This window comes from Maribacter sp. UH1, from assembly GCF_056839145.1.
Genome location: NZ_CM166387.1, coordinates 4,101,935 through 4,121,478 on the forward strand (window position 1 = coordinate 4,101,935; position 19,544 = coordinate 4,121,478).

General features: G+C 32.5%; 15 protein-coding genes. 9 read left to right on the forward strand and 6 right to left on the reverse strand.

Annotated features, from left to right (window positions below):
• Positions 1 to 2 precede the first annotated feature (2 nt).
• Positions 3 to 347 carry a hypothetical protein gene (locus tag UH1x_RS17695; protein WP_482623284.1) on the reverse strand — a complete coding sequence of 115 codons (345 nt, stop codon included), beginning with the start codon at positions 345 to 347 and terminating at the stop codon, positions 3 to 5.
• 131 nt (positions 348 to 478) lie between these two features.
• Complete coding sequence (locus UH1x_RS17700; RefSeq protein WP_482623285.1) at positions 479 to 1,642, reverse strand: DUF3095 family protein; 1,164 nt, start codon at positions 1,640 to 1,642, stop codon at positions 479 to 481.
• A gap of 315 nt (positions 1,643 to 1,957) precedes the next feature.
• Here UH1x_RS17700 and UH1x_RS17705 point away from each other — a divergent pair, with 315 nt between their 5' ends.
• From UH1x_RS17705 to UH1x_RS17735, 7 genes are all read left to right on the forward strand, one after another.
• Positions 1,958 to 3,811: a tetratricopeptide repeat-containing sensor histidine kinase gene (locus UH1x_RS17705; RefSeq protein WP_482623286.1), complete on the forward strand. Its 1,854-nt coding sequence runs from the start codon at positions 1,958 to 1,960 to the stop codon at positions 3,809 to 3,811.
• The gene (locus UH1x_RS17710) at positions 3,808 to 4,545 is read left to right on the forward strand and encodes a LytR/AlgR family response regulator transcription factor (RefSeq protein WP_482623287.1); all 738 of its coding nucleotides are present in this window, start codon (positions 3,808 to 3,810) and stop codon (positions 4,543 to 4,545) included. The genes UH1x_RS17705 and UH1x_RS17710 overlap by 4 nt, the downstream gene beginning before the upstream one ends.
• Before the next feature lie 107 nt (positions 4,546 to 4,652).
• On the forward strand, positions 4,653 to 5,063 hold the full coding sequence (locus UH1x_RS17715) for a hypothetical protein (RefSeq protein ID WP_482623288.1): 411 nt from the start codon (positions 4,653 to 4,655) through the stop codon (positions 5,061 to 5,063).
• A 42-nt stretch (positions 5,064 to 5,105) separates the two neighbouring features.
• Positions 5,106 to 6,077: a hypothetical protein gene (locus UH1x_RS17720; RefSeq protein WP_482623289.1), complete on the forward strand. Its 972-nt coding sequence runs from the start codon at positions 5,106 to 5,108 to the stop codon at positions 6,075 to 6,077.
• A gap of 12 nt (positions 6,078 to 6,089) precedes the next feature.
• Positions 6,090 to 6,743 carry a hypothetical protein gene (locus tag UH1x_RS17725; RefSeq protein ID WP_482623290.1) on the forward strand — a complete coding sequence of 218 codons (654 nt, stop codon included), beginning with the start codon at positions 6,090 to 6,092 and terminating at the stop codon, positions 6,741 to 6,743.
• 39 nt (positions 6,744 to 6,782) lie between these two features.
• The gene (locus UH1x_RS17730; protein ID WP_482623291.1) at positions 6,783 to 7,976 is read left to right on the forward strand and encodes a DUF6882 domain-containing protein; all 1,194 of its coding nucleotides are present in this window, start codon (positions 6,783 to 6,785) and stop codon (positions 7,974 to 7,976) included.
• A 7-nt stretch (positions 7,977 to 7,983) separates the two neighbouring features.
• Positions 7,984 to 9,477, forward strand: a complete 1,494-nt coding sequence (locus tag UH1x_RS17735; RefSeq protein ID WP_482623292.1) for a M48 family metalloprotease — start codon at positions 7,984 to 7,986, stop codon at positions 9,475 to 9,477.
• Positions 9,478 to 9,580: 103 nt separating this feature from the next.
• Here UH1x_RS17735 and UH1x_RS17740 read toward each other — a convergent pair whose 3' ends face one another.
• Together UH1x_RS17740 and UH1x_RS17745 are read right to left on the reverse strand one after the other, a co-directional pair.
• Positions 9,581 to 10,189: an MORN repeat-containing protein gene (locus UH1x_RS17740; protein WP_482623293.1), complete on the reverse strand. Its 609-nt coding sequence runs from the start codon at positions 10,187 to 10,189 to the stop codon at positions 9,581 to 9,583.
• Positions 10,190 to 10,264: 75 nt separating this feature from the next.
• A complete protein-coding gene (locus tag UH1x_RS17745) occupies positions 10,265 to 10,783 on the reverse strand; it encodes an NUDIX hydrolase (RefSeq protein ID WP_482623294.1) in 519 nt (172 codons plus the stop codon).
• A gap of 347 nt (positions 10,784 to 11,130) precedes the next feature.
• On the opposite strand from UH1x_RS17745, the gene UH1x_RS17750 reads away from it, so the two are divergent.
• Together UH1x_RS17750 and UH1x_RS17755 are read left to right on the forward strand one after the other, a co-directional pair.
• The gene (locus tag UH1x_RS17750) at positions 11,131 to 14,694 is read left to right on the forward strand and encodes a BamA/TamA family outer membrane protein (RefSeq protein WP_482623295.1); all 3,564 of its coding nucleotides are present in this window, start codon (positions 11,131 to 11,133) and stop codon (positions 14,692 to 14,694) included.
• 240 nt (positions 14,695 to 14,934) lie between these two features.
• Positions 14,935 to 15,612: a DUF481 domain-containing protein gene (locus tag UH1x_RS17755; protein ID WP_482623296.1), complete on the forward strand. Its 678-nt coding sequence runs from the start codon at positions 14,935 to 14,937 to the stop codon at positions 15,610 to 15,612.
• Positions 15,613 to 15,906: 294 nt separating this feature from the next.
• Here UH1x_RS17755 and UH1x_RS17760 read toward each other — a convergent pair whose 3' ends face one another.
• Positions 15,907 to 17,052 carry a PepSY-associated TM helix domain-containing protein gene (locus UH1x_RS17760; protein ID WP_482623297.1) on the reverse strand — a complete coding sequence of 382 codons (1,146 nt, stop codon included), beginning with the start codon at positions 17,050 to 17,052 and terminating at the stop codon, positions 15,907 to 15,909.
• A gap of 52 nt (positions 17,053 to 17,104) precedes the next feature.
• A complete protein-coding gene (locus tag UH1x_RS17765) occupies positions 17,105 to 19,474 on the reverse strand; it encodes a TonB-dependent receptor domain-containing protein (protein ID WP_482623298.1) in 2,370 nt (789 codons plus the stop codon).
• Positions 19,475 to 19,544 lie beyond the last annotated feature (70 nt).

A 19,544-nucleotide genomic window follows, 5' to 3' on the forward strand; every position in this document is an offset into this window, starting at 1 on the left:
CTCTATTTGTTTAATGACCAGTTCATAATTTCATCATGAATCTCTTGTTCAGATTTCTTTCTTCTTTTTGCAATAGTGCTTATTAAAGCTTCAACACCGTCCAGCTCTCCATTATCGTCTACATCTTGTGTTTCTGGAAAATTCGCTAAATATTCATCTTTTACTGCCAACCATTGCTTTTCTAGATGTAAATCATAGCTAGACGTTGCTACTCCGCCATTATTTACGGGTTCATCTAAGGTTTCATTTGAATTTTCGTTTTGAGATATACCATTATTCTGAGGAGTATCATTTTCTAACCCGCCAGTGCTTTTTGTTTTGTGAATGCTTTTATCTTCTGTAATCATCTTTATAATTTTAATTATTACTAATGACAGCAAGGTAGCCACACAATCAGATATAGATTTGCTCTAACATTTTATTAATTGACCTAATAAAACTTACAACACTTTAGTTAGAAGATATTTTGGGTTAAAACTTATTGGGATTTTGCCTTTTTCTTGATTTTTAGCATTTTCGCCGCAGACGTGTATCCGCCTTCGGTACCGTCCACAAAATGGGAGTGGCTGGTTTTCATATCCAATACATAGCATGACATTACTGAGGCGTGCGTTACGTGAATACCATATATTACTTTATGTTCTGCCTCTAATTCATCAAGAAAGCTAGTAAAGCGATCTATTTTATCTTGATCTGCAGTAAAAATGGTATTAATCATACCGTCTAACATAAATGAGTGTGATAATTGACCAATTTGCTTTAAATACTGCTTGCCGCTTTTAGAAAGACTAAAGTATGCACGACCAATATTGGTTTTGATCCAATTTTTTAAAAAGTACGACCAACTTTTATCCGCGAGGCTTACCTTCATTTCTTCCCATATTTTGTACAAGCTGGCATCTAGTTTTAAGCGTTCGCTTTTTATGGGTTGCCGATCGTTAAATGACCCGAAAATTTCATCCATTTTAGATAACACCTCTTTATATACTTCTCGTTGTGCTTTTTCTTCTACGGCATCTAACAGCAAGCAAACCACTTTGGCTTGATTTTGATCAGGATTCACTTCTTCCCATCTACATTCCATACCTTCTAAATTCAATAGGCTTTCATTGAAAGTAGCATGTGGTAGTTCCTTAAAATTAGATTTAATGATTTCTTCAGCTTTGTGTAAGCCGTTGCCCAATATAATGGGGATAGTTAAGCGTTGTGTTAATTGGAGTTTTGCAATCTTAAGGTGACAATGGTCTGATAACAGATTTTTTACAGGAACATGACCTACTCTTAATACTAAATTGGTCTTTCTTTTAATATGTAAACTGTAATTGTCAAGTACGGCTATTACTTTATCTTTTAAGCTAAACGGTATGAGGAAGGTGGCGCCATCACCACCAAAAAAATAAGGAATCTCAATATTTTTCTTGAATTTGCGTACTGTATTCAGAACCGAAATAATACTTCCGGTTGCCGTTAAATTTACTTGATGATGATTACCATCTACTACGGCTTGCGTAGAGTTTTGAATATCTACTACGACAACGTGCCAAGTTTGGGGCACATCTAAAAAGTCAGATTCATTAGCGAGAAGTTCTACTAATGGTTTCTTCGACTTTTTAAGCTCGGTATAGAATTTGGTATTTTTCATTCGGTATTTAGCTAGTCGTACTTTAAAAGTAAAATTACAAGTTTATTCTCTTATCTGGTTAGATTTAAAAATGGGCAGATAAATGGTCTAAGTTTTAACTTGTATGATTAATACTTTATAGCAATTTTTTTTGTGTTTTATAAAAATTTGTACAACTTATGAAGTATACCTTAAGTGTAATTTACCTCTTTTATATGTAGCTTAAAACCAGAATAAAGTAGTTGAAGAGCAATTATTGGTTTAAGTTAAATTCTGCTGCTAAACATAGATGATTTCTTATTTTAGCATACTCAAACCACCCCCAGATCAACCTATATGACTGCAATATACATGAGCCTAAGACGATTAGGTTTTTATGCTTTTTTTATACTGTCACTTTTTGCTTGTACCAAAGCAGATACAATACGCCCTAGGATAGAAAATAGCTTAATAGCCATTGATAGTTTAATTCAAAAACAACCTGAACAATCTATCTTAAAACTAGATAGTTTATTGCAAAATACTACGCAATTAACAACCTTGGAAAGAGCCATGTTGTTATTCAATAAAGGGGAAGCTTTATACCTTAACGATAAATATCAAGAAGCTTTTAATACTCAAACAAAAAGCCTTGATTTATTTGTTGAACTTAATGATACGTATAATGAGAGTAGAAGTTTAATTACCCTTAGCGGGGCTTCACTGCATATGGGAGATGTTGAAACATCTCAAATTTATGCCTTAAAAGCACTGAGTATGGCGCAATTAATTAATGATAAACGAATTGAGGGAAAAGCTTATAATCAACTTTTTAAACTTCATTTTCAACTTAAAGATTATGATAAGGCCTTAAATTATGTAAAAGCTACCGATAGTTTATTTTCTAAAGGTACAGACACCACTTCTATAATTGCTATTAAGGGTAACAAGGCCAGTGTTTATCTAAAACTAAAAGAATATAACAAAGCTTTGACCAGTTTTTCTGAAGCCATGGCCTTAAGTCAAACTCAGAGAGATCCAAAGACTATGGTCAGTATTTTAAATAATATTGGCTATACCTATATAGAAGCAGGTGAATATGAAAGTGCCGAAAAATTTTTAAGAGGTTCTGCTACTTTAAATAAAAACATAAAAGCAATCAATGCAGCACCATATAAAGGTTTGGGGAACTTATTTTTATTAAAAACCGAAAATGATTCGGCAGAAGTAAATTATAAAAAAGCCTTAGAAATATACATAGCTAACCATAATATAAAAGAGGAAATAGAAGTTAGGGATAAACTAATAGCTATAGCTATTATGTCTGGTGATTATACTACGGCATTAGATCACCAAATTCTGAGAGATAGTTTACAGTTGACCGTTAGCAATCTAGAAAAAGATAGGCTTTTGAACTTTGCTAATGTTAATTATGAGGTGAAACAGAAAGAGACCGAAATAAGTTATCAAAAAGAAATCAATAATAGAAATCAGCTGCTTTTAGCCAGTGCTATTATGTTGTTTGTTTTCATCTTGATCGCTACTGGTTTTTATATATACAATACCAAATTAAAAGCAGCCAATAAGGCTTCTAAATTAGAGCAGAGTCTTTTGCGTGTACAAATGAATCCGCATTTTATATTTAACACCTTAGCGGCTATTCAGAATATTACCTTAGAAGGTAACCCTATAAAATCATCTAATTATATTGCTAGGTTCTCTAAGTTGATAAGACAAAATTTCGACTATGTCAGAAAAGAATCTATATCTCTTGATAAAGAAATTTCTATGATAAAAAATTACATAGAAACCCAACAGTTGCGCTTTAATAATGTGTTTTCTTATACTATAGAAATTGAAGATTCTTTAGGTGTAAATTCTATAAATGTACCACCAATGTTACTACAGCCATTTGTTGAGAATGCTATAGAATATGGGTTGAAAGAGAAGAAAGATGGTGGCGAACTTATATTGAAAATAGAAAAGGACCCTGAGGGCTTATTGTTTGTAATTATTGATAATGGTTTAGGTAGATCAGCAAAAGCAAAGAAAGAAAAGTTAACGGAAGAGCTACATGCTACAACTATATTTTTAGAGCGTTTGAAAATGAGAAAGAAGGGAGAGGAAAAATCTTTTATGATAGAAGATTTATTTGATGAACATAGAAAACCTACAGGTACAAAAGTATTTTTTAAATTGAAACTTTCATGATAAAGGCTGTCATAATAGAAGATGAGTTTAATGCACTTAATACTTTAGATAAGCTCATTACATACACCCAAAAAGATATAGATGTTATCGCTAAAATAGATAATGTTGAAGAAGCTATTTCATTTTTAAAGGTTAATAATCCTGATCTTGTTTTCTTGGATATTGAGCTTATTGGTGGTAATGCTTTTAAAATATTAGAATCTTTAAAAAGTATTGCTTTCAAAATAATTTTTACCACGGCTTATGACGAGTTCGCAATTAAGGCTATAAAATTCGATACTATAGATTACTTATTAAAACCTATAGATTCTGAAGAGTTGTCTTCGTGTATAGATAGATTTAGAGTTGGCTTTAAGAAAGAGCAGGTTTATAAAAATGCGGTAGAGAAAGTTTCTGAACTAGATGAAAAAGAAATTCAAAAAACCTTATTGATTAAAACTGCCGATGCTCAATATTTTCTACAAATAGCAGATATAGTCAGGTGCCAGTCAGATGGTGCCTATACTACTTTTCATACTACGGATAAAAAGATTATGAGTGCACGTAATCTTAAGTATTATGAAAATATATTAAGCGAGCACACTTTTGTTCGTGTACACCAATCTCATTTGGTAAACATAAAGTATATTAAAACAGTGAACGTAAATAATACTGTTCGCTTAACTAATGATGAAACCATACCTGTTGCCACACGTAAAAAATCGTACTTAAAACAGATTTTAGATACGCTTTAGACGCAAATATAAAATAGAGATATGCACTTATAAAACGGATTTAAAGTCTGCTAATTCATGTTATAGTTTTGAGGTAAATAAACAAATAACCCTTAAAAATATACATCATGGGATTAAAAGAAAACCGTTTTACAAAGACCTTTCAAGAAGAACAATTTCCACAGTTAAAGGCTCAAATTATTGAAGCCGCAGCTTTTAATGTTCCTTTAAACATTGAGTGGGAGACTTTATTTGAAGATCGCTTCATGCATCTTTACAATGACTCTTATCCAAAAATTTATTTCATTCCTCTAATCGAAGCTTTAAAATCAATTACTGCTGATGATATGGGTAAAGAAGCTTTAGCAGAAAGCTTAAAAGAAATTCGCATTACCAATACTAAAGATCACCATAACCCAAAGAACGGATTCACTTTTTCTGACGGAGTATTAACTATTGACCATAGTCCGATTATAAATGCTGATCATGTAGAAGAGCGTACTACTGTACTGTCAGAATTATTAGAAAATAATTTATAGACAACCTTTAAATCGAAAGTGTAATTGGTTAAAGATAGAGTTATGTTCAAATTTATTATTTGCGTCTTTGTACTTGTAATTTTATTGTTTGTCTTGAGCTTTAAATTATCTGATGTAAAAGCAAAAAGAGACTTTGTAGCTCACTTACATGAGTTTCATAACGACAAGTATGAAATTTTGACTTTTAAAAGAAACTTTAACGCTGCTAACATGAACCCTCATTTATACCGGGTAGAATTAGAGCTTAAAGAAAATATCAATATTGTAATAACTTTTGAATGGGATGCTAAAAATAAGGATGTTCATTTTCCTTATCATACAAATAATGATAGGGGTATTGAATCTTTAACAAGGTATCAGCAGCAAGCAATAATATTAGAGAAAGAATTACATGAGTTGTTGCAAGAGGATGTTCTGAAGATTGATATAGATGTCTTTAACCACACACTAGATTTAGGCTTAGAAGCTGAACCTACACTAGAGGACTTTGAATATTTTTCAAATAAAATATGCGGTCTTTTAAAACAATACCCAGATACATGGGATCTTGACGGACATATAAATTTTAGTGTAAAAGATGAGAATAAAGGTTTTTATGAATTAATTATAAAACCTAATACAAATGATGATTACAATCATTCATTTAATTACAAGCACAATGCTATTCTCGTTAATAATTATGGTTCTGCAAAAGCAGCCCATATTGTTCAGGTTGTTGAAAAGCAATTTTCCAAACCAGAATCACCAGTATACCTTAATCACATATGGGTTCATCAAAAATGTTTAAACACATTTTATATTGCTTTTGAAAAGCATGAGCCACGAAAAGATCCTTTTGAAAACAACCAATTAACGGAAGGCGTAGGTATGGGATTGGTAAAAATGACCTATCCAGATTTAGCACTTGATACTTATAAATATTACGATTACAAAACCATCTCTGAAGAGAATACTTATCTCTATCTAATAAAACAACTACCAGAAGAGTATCAATATCTAGAAGTAGAATCATAACCAAATTTTATCATGGAAAAATTATATTACAAAGCGTTTGTAGCTCAAACGCCAGAGGAAATACTTATGTCAGTTTTTAAAAAAGAAGAAGATATTCTTATAGGTATTTCATTAGATAACGGAACTTATTTAGAGGGTATTATTCTGAATATTTCTAAAGACGACAATCACCTGAGATCGTTATGTATACTGTCGCAAGATGAGCAAGTATCCTTTTTTAATGTGCACCGTATTGCGGTTGTAATTATAAAACAGCCAAAGAAAATGGTCGTAGAATTATCTAAGGGCGCCATTAGTAGACCTCTTTCTTCTACAGATGAAAAGCTTACCGTTTTACAACTTAAACGATGGTTGCAGAATGAACAAATTCAATTGGGAAGCCACATTCAAGAATTCAATATAGAAGGTATTTCTATAGATGAGCTAAACAATAGATTAAATATTCAAGATGTGTTTAAGGCATTAAATAATGCGATAAACCAAATTACCAAAGATGCTTTAGGTAAAGAAGCCTGGCAAGGTGTCCATAGTATAGCCTTAAGGCAAGGTGATACGGTACAACTTAAAATCACTGATAACGTATTAACCATCTCAATAGCTATTAGCAAAGCTTTGCCTAATAAGCTATCTGAGGTTATAGAAGAAAAGCTTCTTCAAGTATTATAAACAAACAAATCATTTATCAATAATTAAAATTAAACCATTATGGGACTTAAAGAAAAAAGAATAATTAAAGCATTTGAGAACGATTTATACCCAGCATTAGAAGCTGATATCTATGCAGCTGCAGGACATAATGTAGCCATAGAAATTCAATGGGATACATTACAAGAAGATCGCTTTTCTCACCTGTATAATGATACATTTCCAAAAATATATTTTCTGCCATTAATTGAAGCCTTTAAAGCAATTTGTGTAGATGATATGGGTATTGATTTATTAAAAGCGGGATTAAAAAAAGTAACCATCATCAATGAAAATGATCATCATAATGAAGAGCGCGCTATAACTTTTGAAGATGGTGTGCTAAAAATTGATCATAGTCCGGTAATAAACGCAGATAAAGTAGAAGATAGAACAGCGCGTATTATCTCTTTGTTAGAAGATAAATTGGAAGATTTTGCAGAGAATAGTAGTCCTGCTTCTAATATAGGAACAGAAACAGGAAGTACTGCTATTTGTGCTAAAGAGAATAGTTCTGAAAGTACTACAGAAAGTCAAAAAGAAGCTGTTTCTATACAAGAGCTTTATAACCAGGCTTTTGTAGGTTCTATTGAAAAACAAGAAATTTTTGGAGAAATGGTGGAAGGCTTAGGCTGGAGCTGTGATATGCTTGATGGAAAAGTAACTTTTGGAGAAGATAAGGTATTTAATATTCAAGTGCTTGGAACGTATTCTGAGAACGAGAAAAGTTGGTTGTGGGCATGGGGAAATAACCAAAGTGGTATTCCTGAGAAATTCATACAAACATCATTAGGTGTAAAAGCTTTAGGAGAAACGTACCAAATAGAAGATTTCACAATTCCTAAAATAGAAACAGATTCGGATCCCGGAGTGTTTTTCTCCACCATTGCATCGGTAATTTTAGGAGAAAGCTGTTACGTGCCTTTAACCTTTAAAGGATTGATAGTATATGTTACCATAAAATCAGAAGAGGCAGATAGTAAGGCAAGGACTGCACCAGCGTTAATTTGCTCTCACTTTTCCAAAGTAGCATCAGAATACAATTTTCCACATAAATACAGCTTGTTCTTTTACTTAAAATCTAAAGGGTATGAAGTAGAGCTACCCGGTAATAATGTAGTAGCTAAAAATGGAAAAGATCAAATACTGGGAATATTCGATTTAAAAGGTCGCCTAATGAAAATATCTAATACAAATCTATTAACTCAAGCATAAGCAAACTATGTCATATACATCACAAACATTAGCAGATTTAGAAAAGGAACATCAAGCGGCTATCAATACTGCGCAAGAAAGAATGTTGACCGAGTTGAACGAAGCTCAAGCATCTGGTAATTTAGAAAAAATACAAGAAGCGAGTGTAGTTTTTCAAAATATAACTACAGAATTGGCAACAGAATATACTGCCAAAATTAAAGAAATCAATGCATTGAACCATAAAGCAATTGTAGCTGAAGAACCAGAAATTTACACTAATAAAAGAGCGGATATAGATTTAAATTTATTGGTTTATGATGCTGATAGAGATTATGTTATCGCTTTTCAACAAGATGAATTAATACAAAAAACTTTAGAAAAAGTAAATACCAATAGCGGTAAGTTTAAATCTAGAAAACACTTATTAAAATCTAGTTTAAGACTAACAAAAACTTTGGCACCGATGCTTCATGAAATTGGTGAGCATTGCAAGAATATTCTAAAGCTTAAAGCTGACATTGAGTTTTTTGTATATCAAAGCGATATGTTCAATGCATCTTGTTATCCGCCAGATGAGAATAAATTATATATCATTTTATCATCAGGTATTTTAGAGCGTTTTTCTAAAGAGGAGTTGACCTTTGTTGTTGGTCATGAAATAGGGCATGTGCTATTTGAGCATTTTGATTATCCGGTAAGGCAAATTCTAGATACTGGTGAAAATGATTTGGCACCAATACATGCAATGAAACTTTATGCATGGAACAGAAATGCAGAAATCAGTGCGGATAGAGCCGGACTCCTATGTTGTCAAGATTTTGAGGCTGTGGGGCGTACCTTCTTTAAACTATCTTCTGGGGTAACTACAGATTCTTTAGACTTTCAATTGAATTCTTATATAGAGCAGTTTGTAGATTTAGAAGAGGTTTTGAATGATGCCAATCATGATCCTTCAGATTGGTACAGTAGCCACCCATTTAGCCCATTACGAATTAAAGCGTTAGAGCTTTTTAATAAGAGTGAAACGTATGCGGCATTTAACGATAGCATTACGGGTGAAATTACCGAAGAGGCTATGGAGGTTGAAATTAAACGCATTATGTCATTAATGGAGCCAGAAAACCTAGAGGAAGAGGGCGAACATTCAGAGAAAATTCAGCGTTTAATGTTCTTAGGCGGTTATTTAATATCTAATGCAGATGGGGTAGTAGACGATTCAGAAATACAAGCGTTAAGTAGCATTGTAGCTCCTAAAATATTTGCAAATTGTATGATGACCATTAAAGGTCTAACTGAAGATGAAATGATCAGTGAGGTACAACAACTTACCCATGATTTACATATTGTTCTTTCGGTTATGCAAAAGCTAAATATTCTTAGAGATTTATCTATTATCTCTTATGCAGATGGGCATATAGATGATAGTGAAGTTAATGTACTGTACAACCTAGCAAGGCTTTTATATATAAATACCGACTTCATTGATCGTGTTATTAGCGATGCACAGGGCATAGACTAAACACAATAGTCTATTGATATTACATCTTATAAAAATAAAAAAGGCAGCAATTTATATTGCTGCCTTTTTATTGATAATTTACCTTTTAACTAAAAGAGACTCTTTAAAAACCTAGAGCTTCTAGTACTTCAATTTTAGGTAATTCTTTACTTAATATGCTATCTACAAAAATGCCAGATTTATACGTGCCATTTCTAAAGTAAATGATGCCGTAGCCACTCCATACACCATCTTTATACTCACCTACATATTTTATAACATTTTTATAATTTTCATTACTAAAAGGCTTGTAATTAGACCACTTAGTAATACCAAAACCATTTTTCTCTTGGTTTTCATATGTGCCCATAAAGCTATAATCCAGACTTTGTGACAAGGTCATTCCGTTAGGGCTCGTATTTTTCCAATTACTAAAAATAAAGCTGTTGTCTTTTGGTTTATGTTGAATGCCATAACCGTTATAATCATTGTTGAAACCTTGTCCAGAATACCAACCACCTTCATTTAACTCCCAATGTACAATACTGTAATCTTTATTATTTTCTTGGCTATTAGATGGTCCGAATAGCCAATACCATGAGTTTGTAAATTTGTTAACTAATTGCTCATTTTTATAATAAGCTTCTGCTTCTTTCTGCTGCTTTTTAGTTTGCCCAATTAATGATTGTGTAATGGTAAGTAATACTACAAAACTTAAGAGTTGAATTTTCATTTTTATGATATTTCTAGATAGGTGTGGAGCGGTGAGTATTACGCTTTTACTATAATTTATTATTCAGAACTATTTTTATGACATACGCTCAGCCAACAGTTCTAATAAAAAGGTTTCTCTCTCAATGGACATTCCTTTTTTAGCACTTTCAAGCATTGTTTTTTTGTTGTGAGCAATGGCTTCGTAAATGTTTACCCATTTTGCTGTCATGCCATTTTTAATTTCGTAATGTTCCATTTTAGATGCGCCAAGCTCTGTATTGATTTCGCAGGTATAACAGTAAGAAATCATGTGTTGAATATCAAAATCTGGTTTGTGCCATGGTCTATATTCTTCATATATGCCAAAGGGTTTAATATTTCTCACCTCTAACGCTCCGGTTTCTTCACTCAGTTCACGAATCATACCTTCTATTTTATCTTCGCCGTCATCTAAACCACCACCGGGTAAGCTATAGTCTTCATATCTTTCTGTATAAAGCAATAAAATAGTATCGCCCTGTATAGCAATACTCCTTGTTGCAAGTCTGGTAAAAATTGATTTGTGCTCTAAAGACGAAATGTCTGGGTGATAATGGATTTTTAAATTTTGCATTTGGGAAGTATAGACTTTAATCTTAAATTCTAATATGTTTTAAGCTATTCTTAAGCTTCAAAAATACAGAAACCTTTGGTCATTATAAATTAACGAAGATGTAGATAATTTTTATGGCTACTTAAATTCTTAATCGAGTTAATTCACTACTAAATACCTAGGTATTTTTGTACTACAACCGATAAATATGGTCATCGATTTATAACTGATATTAAAGTAATATATAGACGCTTTAATTATAATTATAAAATTAGGTGTGTTGTCTATTATACTTGACAAACATCTATAAAATATAAAAGTAAGAGACCGACTATAATAACATCAATCAGACAAACAAAAACAACTTCATGCGTTCACAATTCATATTATTGATTTTTCTTTTTGGACATTATTTTATTTACTCTCAAAATGTAAATGAGTTAAAATCCAATTCAGAAAAAGAGGTTTCCCATTCCTTTTACATTACTTCCAATGTGGGCAACGTTTCTTTTCAAGAAGCCAAAAAGGTTTTAGAACAAATTAATCTGGATTCTAAAAATGATACCAATGCTACATTATTGCTTTTAGGTAATGTCATTAATCAAAAAGGTTTTCCTGGAAAAGAAGAAAACCAAGGCATGGCAAAGGCATATTTAAAACCCCTAATGACCCTTTGGGACCAATTTGACGGTAATGTTATTTTAACACCTGGCAGAAATGAATGGCTAACAGGTGCACCACAAAGTATAGATGACCTTGAATCCTTTTTACAGGATAACAGTAAAGCCAAATTTTGGCCAAATGACGGTTGCCCAATTGAGAAGGAAACAATAAATGATGAAGTTGTATTAGAAATGGTAGATTCTCAGTGGTTTTTAGAAGATTGGGATAATCACCCGTACATCAATCAGAAGTGTGAAATAAAGACCAGAGATCAGTTTTTGGCAGAATTTAAAGATGATTTAAAGGATAGTCAAGGAAAAACAGTAATCGTTGCTATGTATCAACCGGTCATGAGTAACTCTAAAATTTCTGCAATAGACAAGATGGGAGGTTTTACTCCACAATCATACCAAAATAAAGAAAACAGAAATTTACGTGGTAGAATGGAAACTATTGCCAGTCAATTCAATGATGTTATTTTTGTTTCTGGTAAAGACAGAAACTTACAGTATCTAGAAGACGATGGTATCCCTCAAATTATTAGTGGGGCAGTGGGTGAAACTGAAAAAGCTAGAGCCCCTAAAGAAGAACATGTTAAATCTGATAAAAATGGTTATGCAAAACTGACCGTTTATAAAGATGGCAGTTCTGAGGTTGATTTAATAGAGATTGAAAATGGTGTTTCAGCCTTAGCTTTTAACCAAAATATAAAAAGAGAACGCCTTTCTCTAGATGATATTTCTTATCCTAAAAAACTAAATACAAATACAGCAAAGGCATCTATTTATTCTAAAGAAGAAACTGATAAAAGCGGATTTTATAAATGGTTTTGGGGCGATCATTTTAGAAGTCTTTATAGTAAAGAAATTGAAGCTCCGGTATTGTATTTAGATGAATTGCCCAATAATGTAAAACCAGTTTCTGAAGGTGGGGGAACCCAATCAAGATCGCTTAGACTTATAGATGATAATGAAAATGAATATACCTTACGTGCATTACGTAAGAGTGCATTGCGTTTTTTGCAAACTAATGCAATTAACAATCACTATGTTGAAGATTACCTTGACGGTACCGTTGCCGAGCGATATTTGATGGATTTCTATACCACTGCACACCCGTATGCCCAATTTGCAATGAACGATTTATCCGAAACTTTAAATGTGCTGCATGCGAACCCTAAAATTTACTATGTACCTAAACAAAAAGGATTGGGTATTTATAATGAAGATTACGGCAACGCGCTTTTTATGTTAGAAGAGCACGCAGGTGACGAAAACAAAAACTTTGAAACTTTTGGTAAACCCGACGATATTATAAGCACTACAGATCTACGATTAGAATTGATGGAAACTAAAAATTCTTATGTAGATGAACCTAGTTTTATCAGAGCTCGTTTATTTGATATGCTAGTAGGAAACTGGGATCGTCATCAAGATCAATGGCGTTGGGCTCAATTTAAAACAGAAGACGGTAAAAAGAGATACGAAGCTATTCCAAGAGATTGGGATCAAGCTTTTCCTAAATATGACGGAACCATTATAAGGTTATTAAAGTTTACTTTTCCATTGCTTCGTAAAATGGAAAGTTATGATGCTGATGTAAAGAATGTAAAGTGGTTTAATCTATCTGGTTATCCATTAGATAAGACCTTTATAAAAACTGCTAATTGGAACGATTGGAAAAAGCAAGTAGATTTTATTCAAAAAAATTTATCTGATGAAGCTATAGCATCGGCATTTAATACCTTACCAGAAGCTGCTCAAGACCAAAGTATAGATGAGATAAAAAAGAACCTACAATCTCGCCGAGATGGTTTACAGACCATAGCAAAGTCTTATTACGATTACCTTAATAATTTTGAGGTAATTCTAGGTACTGAAGATGACGATGAGGTGGTAATAACCAGAAAATCTAATGGTGAAACCAATATTTCAATTTCTCATGATTCTGTAATTTTCAACAATACCTATAACGCAAAACAAACGGAAGAAATTTGGATATACGGTTTGGATGGTAAAGATACTTTTACTGTTGAAGGTAAGGGAGATGATTTTATAGATATAAAAATTATTGGTGGCAAGAAAAATGACACCTATGATTTTAAAACCACCAGAAAGATAAAGTTGTATGATTTTAAAAGTAAGAACAATACTATCATCAACCCAAAGTCTAAAAAATGGCTTACGGATTCTTATGACATCAATACATATGATTATCAGAAAAGAAAATATACAGAGAACGTTGTTTTTCCTAGTATAGGATTTGATGGAGATACCGGCTTTAGAATAGGATTAAAAGACCGTTTTACAACCTATGGTCTGGCAAACAATCCATTTAAATCACAGCATACCATTGGTGCTGAATATTTTTTTGCTACTAATGGTTATGCTATAGACTATAATGCAGAGTTTGCACATGTTTTCTATGATTGGAACTTTGGATTTGATGCAAGGTATGCTAGTCCTAATTTTACAATGAATTATTTTGGAGAAGGTAATGAGTCGCAATATAATTCTGATTTAGACCGAGATTTTAATAGGGTACGTATAAGACAATGGAATATATCTCCATATTTAATTCACAAAAGTATGGGTAGTAGTTTCTATGTAAAATCATCTCTAGAATCTTTTGACGTTTCCAATGATGATGAGCGTCTAGTTGGGCAGGTATTTACAGAGGATAATGACGTTTATGATCAACAATTGTATTTGTCTGGTGAAATAGGGTATGGGTATAAAAATCAAAATGATCCTGCATTTCCAAATCGTGTAATGGCTGCAGATATTGCCACGGGTTATAAATCCAATATAAATGGTTATGATAATAGTTTTGCCTATATAAAACCTTCCGTTTCATTAACATACCCATTACACCCAAGTGGTATAGCGGTCATAGCAACTAAGATAGCGGGAGAAGCAATACTAGGTGATAATTATGAATTTTATCATGGTGCTGTATTAGGTGGTAATACCAGCTTACGAGCTTATAGAAATGAAAGGTTCAACGGTAAATCTTCCTTTTACCAAAGTACCGACCTTAGAGTAGGTGTAACAAGGTTTAGAACTAATTTTATACCTATACAAATGGGCGTAAGTGCCGGATTTGATTACGGGCGTATTTGGTCAGATAATGATAATTCTTCTAAATGGCACAATGATTATGGTGGGTCTGTTTGGATTTCAGGGTTTAGTGCCCTAACAGGAAATTTGGGTTTTTACCATGGTGGAGATGGAAATAGATTAGTGTTTAGCTTGGGCTTTAACTTTTAAGTTGACAATGCATAAAAACGAACAATCATTGTTTTTGTTGAAATAGAAGTCTTTACTTCTTTTCTTAGAAAATATTTAGCAATAGTTTTGTAAACAAATGCTGCCTACATAGCTAAAGAATTAGAAGTGCGACTTTCCATGAAACCGACCTTAAATTTTATTACATTAATTTGCTGTATCTCCATATTTTTCATAAGCTTTTTTGTCGAGGCTCAGTTAGTGAATATAGAATCTAAACGCATGCATACAGACTCGTTGAGGTTTGTTTTGAATAGCGATTTGCTTTTTAATTATACCGATAACAATGGCGAATATATTCTTCAGATCAACTCAAATGTTACAACGCAGTTTAAGTCTAAAAATCTTAAGAGTATTTACTTTTTTATAGGAAATGTAAATTTAATACGATCTAAAGATGAAGACTTTCAAAATTCATATTTTCTACATGCTAGGTTTAATCAGAAATTGACAGACCTGTTTCGTTTAGAGGCATTTGTTCAAAATCAATATAATGAGAACTTGACCATATCCGATAGAAACCTATTGGGTGTTGGTTTACGTCTTAAAATTTTAGATAAAAAAGGAACATTGGCTTATTTGGGTAACTCATATATTTATGAAGTAGAGTCAGTTGCATCATCAGACCAAAAATTCTACAATCATAGAAACAGTAGTTACCTTTCTTTAAATCAGAATTTTAAAAAGTATAATTTAGATATTACTGGAACTTTTTACTTTCAGCCATTGTACGATAATATTAGTAATCATAGAATTTTAAGTCAGTTTAAGGCGCAAATGCCGCTAACAAAAAGAATCAGTTTTTCTGCACTTTATAACTACTCGGTAATCAATTTTAATTCTGAGCTAGACGATAATAAATCTTCTAATGTTAGTTTTGGGCTTACGTTGAATTTATAGTAATGCGCAGTTAGTTGTTGTATAATTGAAATATGCTAAATGCTATCAGGTTTATATAATATTACTGCTTTGTTTTATTTTTTCCTGTTGAAAGTTAAATCTATTCCCAATAGCTTTTGGGATTAGCAACCTAATAAAATACGCAGATCTTTAGTATTAGTGTAATCTCTAAAATATTTGCTTTTTTTTCAGTTGTTTTAGTGCTAAAATAAAAATAATCCTGTAAAAATTCGCGTAACGATTAAAAGCTCGACGGCTACTAGCAGTATTTGAATTGAGGCATAATCATTAAATTTAGTAAGATTGTTCTTTTTTTAAATTTCCGTCTTTCTTTTTGTAGTTTCTTCCGTACCAGAGTAATACACCAGTTACGGGTAAACTAGCTGTAAGTAAACTGATTATAAAAGCAATAATTTTACCAGCTATACCGCCAATTGCTCCAATGTGAATATCATAGGTCATACGAACAATTTTGTCGGCAGCTTTGCCATTTTTGTATTTACCATAAATACTTGGTGTTTCTATTTCTTCTAAAGTATTTTGGTCAAAGAATCTAAAATCGGCATCGTAATATAAATCTTCACTGTTAGACACTTCAACATAAATACTCTCATCTTTAGAACTCGGGTAGTGCAGTTCATATGAAGTGGCTTCTGGTGATTCTTTCATCAGTTTTACGATTAACCCGTCCATAGGTATTTCACTCTTTTTAGCTAAGGTTTGACTTTTGTTTTCAGGAATAATAAATGTTACTTCTTTGTTGCCACCAACAGATTTATAAACAACATACATTAACCAGTTATAAGACATCATTGAGCCTGTGAAGGCTAATATTAATGCCAACGAACAAATGTAGAAACCAACGACAGTATGTAAATCAAAGTTTTTGCGTTTCCATCTTGTGGTATTTTTCCAATCGAATTTTAATCGTTGTTTTAAGTTTTTTCTTTTTTTAGGAATCCATAAAATAAAACCGGAAATGATAATGAATATAAATAGTAAAATTGATGCGCCTACCACCTGTTCTCCAATACCTTTAGGTAACCACATTCGTACATGCCCTTTAAGAACAAAAGCAAAAAAACCGGTAAGGTGATCGTCTACTTGAATTACTTCTCCTGTGTATGGATTTAAAAATACACTACGGTAAAATTCTGGTTCAGCATCATAAAATATAACTTCTATGGCATCATCTGCTTTTTTAAAGAGGCTTCCGTGAATATGATTGTCAGGAAATACTTTTTTAGCAATTGTTTTTGCTTCTGTAGGTGTAAGTATGGGGGCATCTTGAGGTACTACTTTTTTATATTCGTTGTAAGTACTTTCTATTTCTGCTCTAAAAGCCCATAAACAACCGGTAATACTCACAATAAAGACTACAATTCCTGTGGCTAGACCCAGTATTTTATGTAGTGTTAGAATATGTTTTTTTATCGCCATATCAAAAGAGAAGTAAAGGCAACTGTTCTCAGTTGCCTTTGTTTGTTATATACTAAAATTTAAAACTGAACGTACCTAGAATTACTCTTCGTTGTTGTGGCGTTATAGTGCTCCATCCTGAATAATAGGTTTTGTCAGCTAGATTATTTCCTTTAACACCAATTCTATATTTATCTGTTTCATAATAGATAGATGCATTAAAAATAGTATACCCTGGTATGAAAAAACTTCCTGTTGTTGCTTTGTAGTCTACCATGGTGTCATATTCACTTTGACCATTGAAACCTGCGCCAACTCCAAAGTTTTTATGAAATTTATAATCAGTCCAAAAGTTATAGGTTATTTCTGGACCAGACTCGCCATATCTGTTTCCTATTAATTCTGTAGCAGAAGGAGAGTTAGTTATTTCAGAATCGTTATAACTAAACCCAGAGTGAATGTTCAAGCCTTCAATTGGGTTGGCATTTACTTCTAATTCTATACCTTGACTATTGACTTCTAAATCTTGAGTTTGTGTCGCCCAATAATATTTGTTATCAACATTAATATTGTAGTAACTTAAAGTTGCTTCTAATTTGCTGTTGAACATATTCGATTTTGCACCAACTTCAAATTGATTGGCTTGCTCAACATCATAAGCTTGAAGCGTAACTTCCCCTGAATCATAATCAGTAATATATTGTGGGTTTACGTAAGAGAAACCATTTTGGTAGTTTGCAAAAAGCGATAGTTCGTTGATGATAGGTTGGTAAACAATCCCAAATTTCGGAGAAAACGTAGTTTCTGTATATTCGGTGTCATCATCAGTATCTGTGTTCTTATCACCTTGGTAGTTAAATCTATCGTAACGAACGCTTCCCATTACAGATAACGAAGGCGATATATTAATAACATCAGAAATATATGCGCCAAAAATATTTTGTTGAATATCACTGTCTAAATAACCTAGTCCTGTTAATGCGGTACTTAAGTTTTCTTCATTTATCTCAGGCTCATCGAAAACCAAATCACCATCTAAATTTATAGTATGTAAATAGCCCCAATTAGAGCTGTTATCAATGATATTGTAATCTAAATAATCTATACCCACTAATAATTTGTTCTGTATATCACCAATTTTAAAAGTTCCTGTAAAGTTTTGTTGTAGGTTAAGTGTTTTTGTTCTTGCGTCAGTGTCTTGCGCATATAAATTGAACAGATTATCAGAGCCGTTCCATAAATAAGTATAATAACCTAATGATTTAGCAAGACCACCAGAGATTAAAGTTTGAGAATCCCATTGGTCTGAAATTTTATAGGCGATTTCACCTCTGTAATTTTGAGTGATATTGTCAATAGTAACATCATTACTAGTAAAAGATAGATTGGTATCGTAATCTAATTCTTCAATAGAATTAAAAGCTAAAGGAGCATATCGGTTTAAGAACAAAAACGTTTCGTTGGTTTGTTCGTTACCAGATGCTTCATAAGAAAAGTTAAGCGTAAGGTCATTATTAACCTTATACGAAATTGACGGAGCTACGAAAACTGATTTCTTTAAACCAGCATCTTGAAAACTATGTTCTTGCTGAAAACCAGCATTAAATCGTAAAGATAAGTTGTCGTTAGGGCTAACATTTACATCTGCATTTAGTTTTGCAAAATCATAAGATCCACCTGAAACAGTAATTTCACCACCTGTACCACTGTATGGTTTTTTTGTTACAATATTAATTAGACCGCCATAAGAAGTTACAGAGCTACCGAACAAAGTGCCAGAGGGACCTTTGATTACCTCAATGCGTTCTACATTAGACGGGTTTATAAAACCATTTGTAATACCAGGTACGCCATTTACCAATTGTGGTTGAACAGCAAAACCTCGACTTGAATAATACCCTGCACCATCACCACTTCTACCCGTAGATGACCATAATTGAGTAATACCTGCGGCATTAGATAAAGCTTCTTGAAAGGTGTTTACTGATTGAGAAATAAGTAGCTGGTTGGTAATTGTATTGTAAACTTGAGAATTCTCAATGTTTTTTAAGGGCATTTTAGAAACGTAGGCTGTCTGTTTTCGAGAAAATTTGTTTCTACGTTCAGCTTCAACCGTAACTTCTGATAATATCTCATTTCCTTCAAATAGTTGAATTGAGCCTAAATTTATGTTTTGATCGTTTGAAACGGTAACCGGAATTTCTTTTGTTTTAAATCCTATATAAGAAAAGATAACAGTGTAATCTCCTTGTTCCAAGTTAGCGATTTCAAATTTTCCGTTTTCATCGGTTTGTGTTCCTTTGACCGTACTTAATATTGAAACATTTAAACCAAATAGGGGTGTTTTATCTATGTCGGTTACTGTTCCTGTTATCGTTGCGTTTTGTGCAAATGTAAAATTATAGAGTAGCATTACGATAATGACAATTGGTATTCTTTTCATCTGTTTTAATTTAGACTTAATTTAAATAATGAATTTGAGGCAAATGTATATTTGCATTTTAAATTATCCA

Bases quoted from the DNA above. Each gene is read 5' to 3' on its own strand.
- UH1x_RS17740 (WP_482623293.1), bottom strand. From the start codon at position 10,189: ATGAAAATTCAACTCTTAAGTTTTGTAGTATTACTTACCATTACACAA.
- UH1x_RS17750 (WP_482623295.1), top strand. From the start codon at position 11,131: ATGCGTTCACAATTCATATTATTGATTTTTCTTTTTGGACATTATTTT.
- UH1x_RS17755 (WP_482623296.1), top strand. From the start codon at position 14,935: ATGCATACAGACTCGTTGAGGTTTGTTTTGAATAGCGATTTGCTTTTT.
- UH1x_RS17715 (WP_482623288.1), top strand. From the start codon at position 4,653: ATGGGATTAAAAGAAAACCGTTTTACAAAGACCTTTCAAGAAGAACAA.
- UH1x_RS17695 (WP_482623284.1), bottom strand. From the start codon at position 347: ATGATTACAGAAGATAAAAGCATTCACAAAACAAAAAGCACTGGCGGG.
- UH1x_RS17725 (WP_482623290.1), top strand. From the start codon at position 6,090: ATGGAAAAATTATATTACAAAGCGTTTGTAGCTCAAACGCCAGAGGAA.
- UH1x_RS17730 (WP_482623291.1), top strand. From the start codon at position 6,783: ATGGGACTTAAAGAAAAAAGAATAATTAAAGCATTTGAGAACGATTTA.
- UH1x_RS17765 (WP_482623298.1), bottom strand. From the start codon at position 19,474: ATGAAAAGAATACCAATTGTCATTATCGTAATGCTACTCTATAATTTT.
- UH1x_RS17735 (WP_482623292.1), top strand. From the start codon at position 7,984: ATGTCATATACATCACAAACATTAGCAGATTTAGAAAAGGAACATCAA.
- UH1x_RS17710 (WP_482623287.1), top strand. From the start codon at position 3,808: ATGATAAAGGCTGTCATAATAGAAGATGAGTTTAATGCACTTAATACT.
- UH1x_RS17705 (WP_482623286.1), top strand. From the start codon at position 1,958: ATGACTGCAATATACATGAGCCTAAGACGATTAGGTTTTTATGCTTTT.
- UH1x_RS17720 (WP_482623289.1), top strand. From the start codon at position 5,106: ATGTTCAAATTTATTATTTGCGTCTTTGTACTTGTAATTTTATTGTTT.
- UH1x_RS17700 (WP_482623285.1), bottom strand. From the start codon at position 1,642: ATGAAAAATACCAAATTCTATACCGAGCTTAAAAAGTCGAAGAAACCA.
- UH1x_RS17760 (WP_482623297.1), bottom strand. From the start codon at position 17,052: ATGGCGATAAAAAAACATATTCTAACACTACATAAAATACTGGGTCTA.
- UH1x_RS17745 (WP_482623294.1), bottom strand. From the start codon at position 10,783: ATGCAAAATTTAAAAATCCATTATCACCCAGACATTTCGTCTTTAGAG.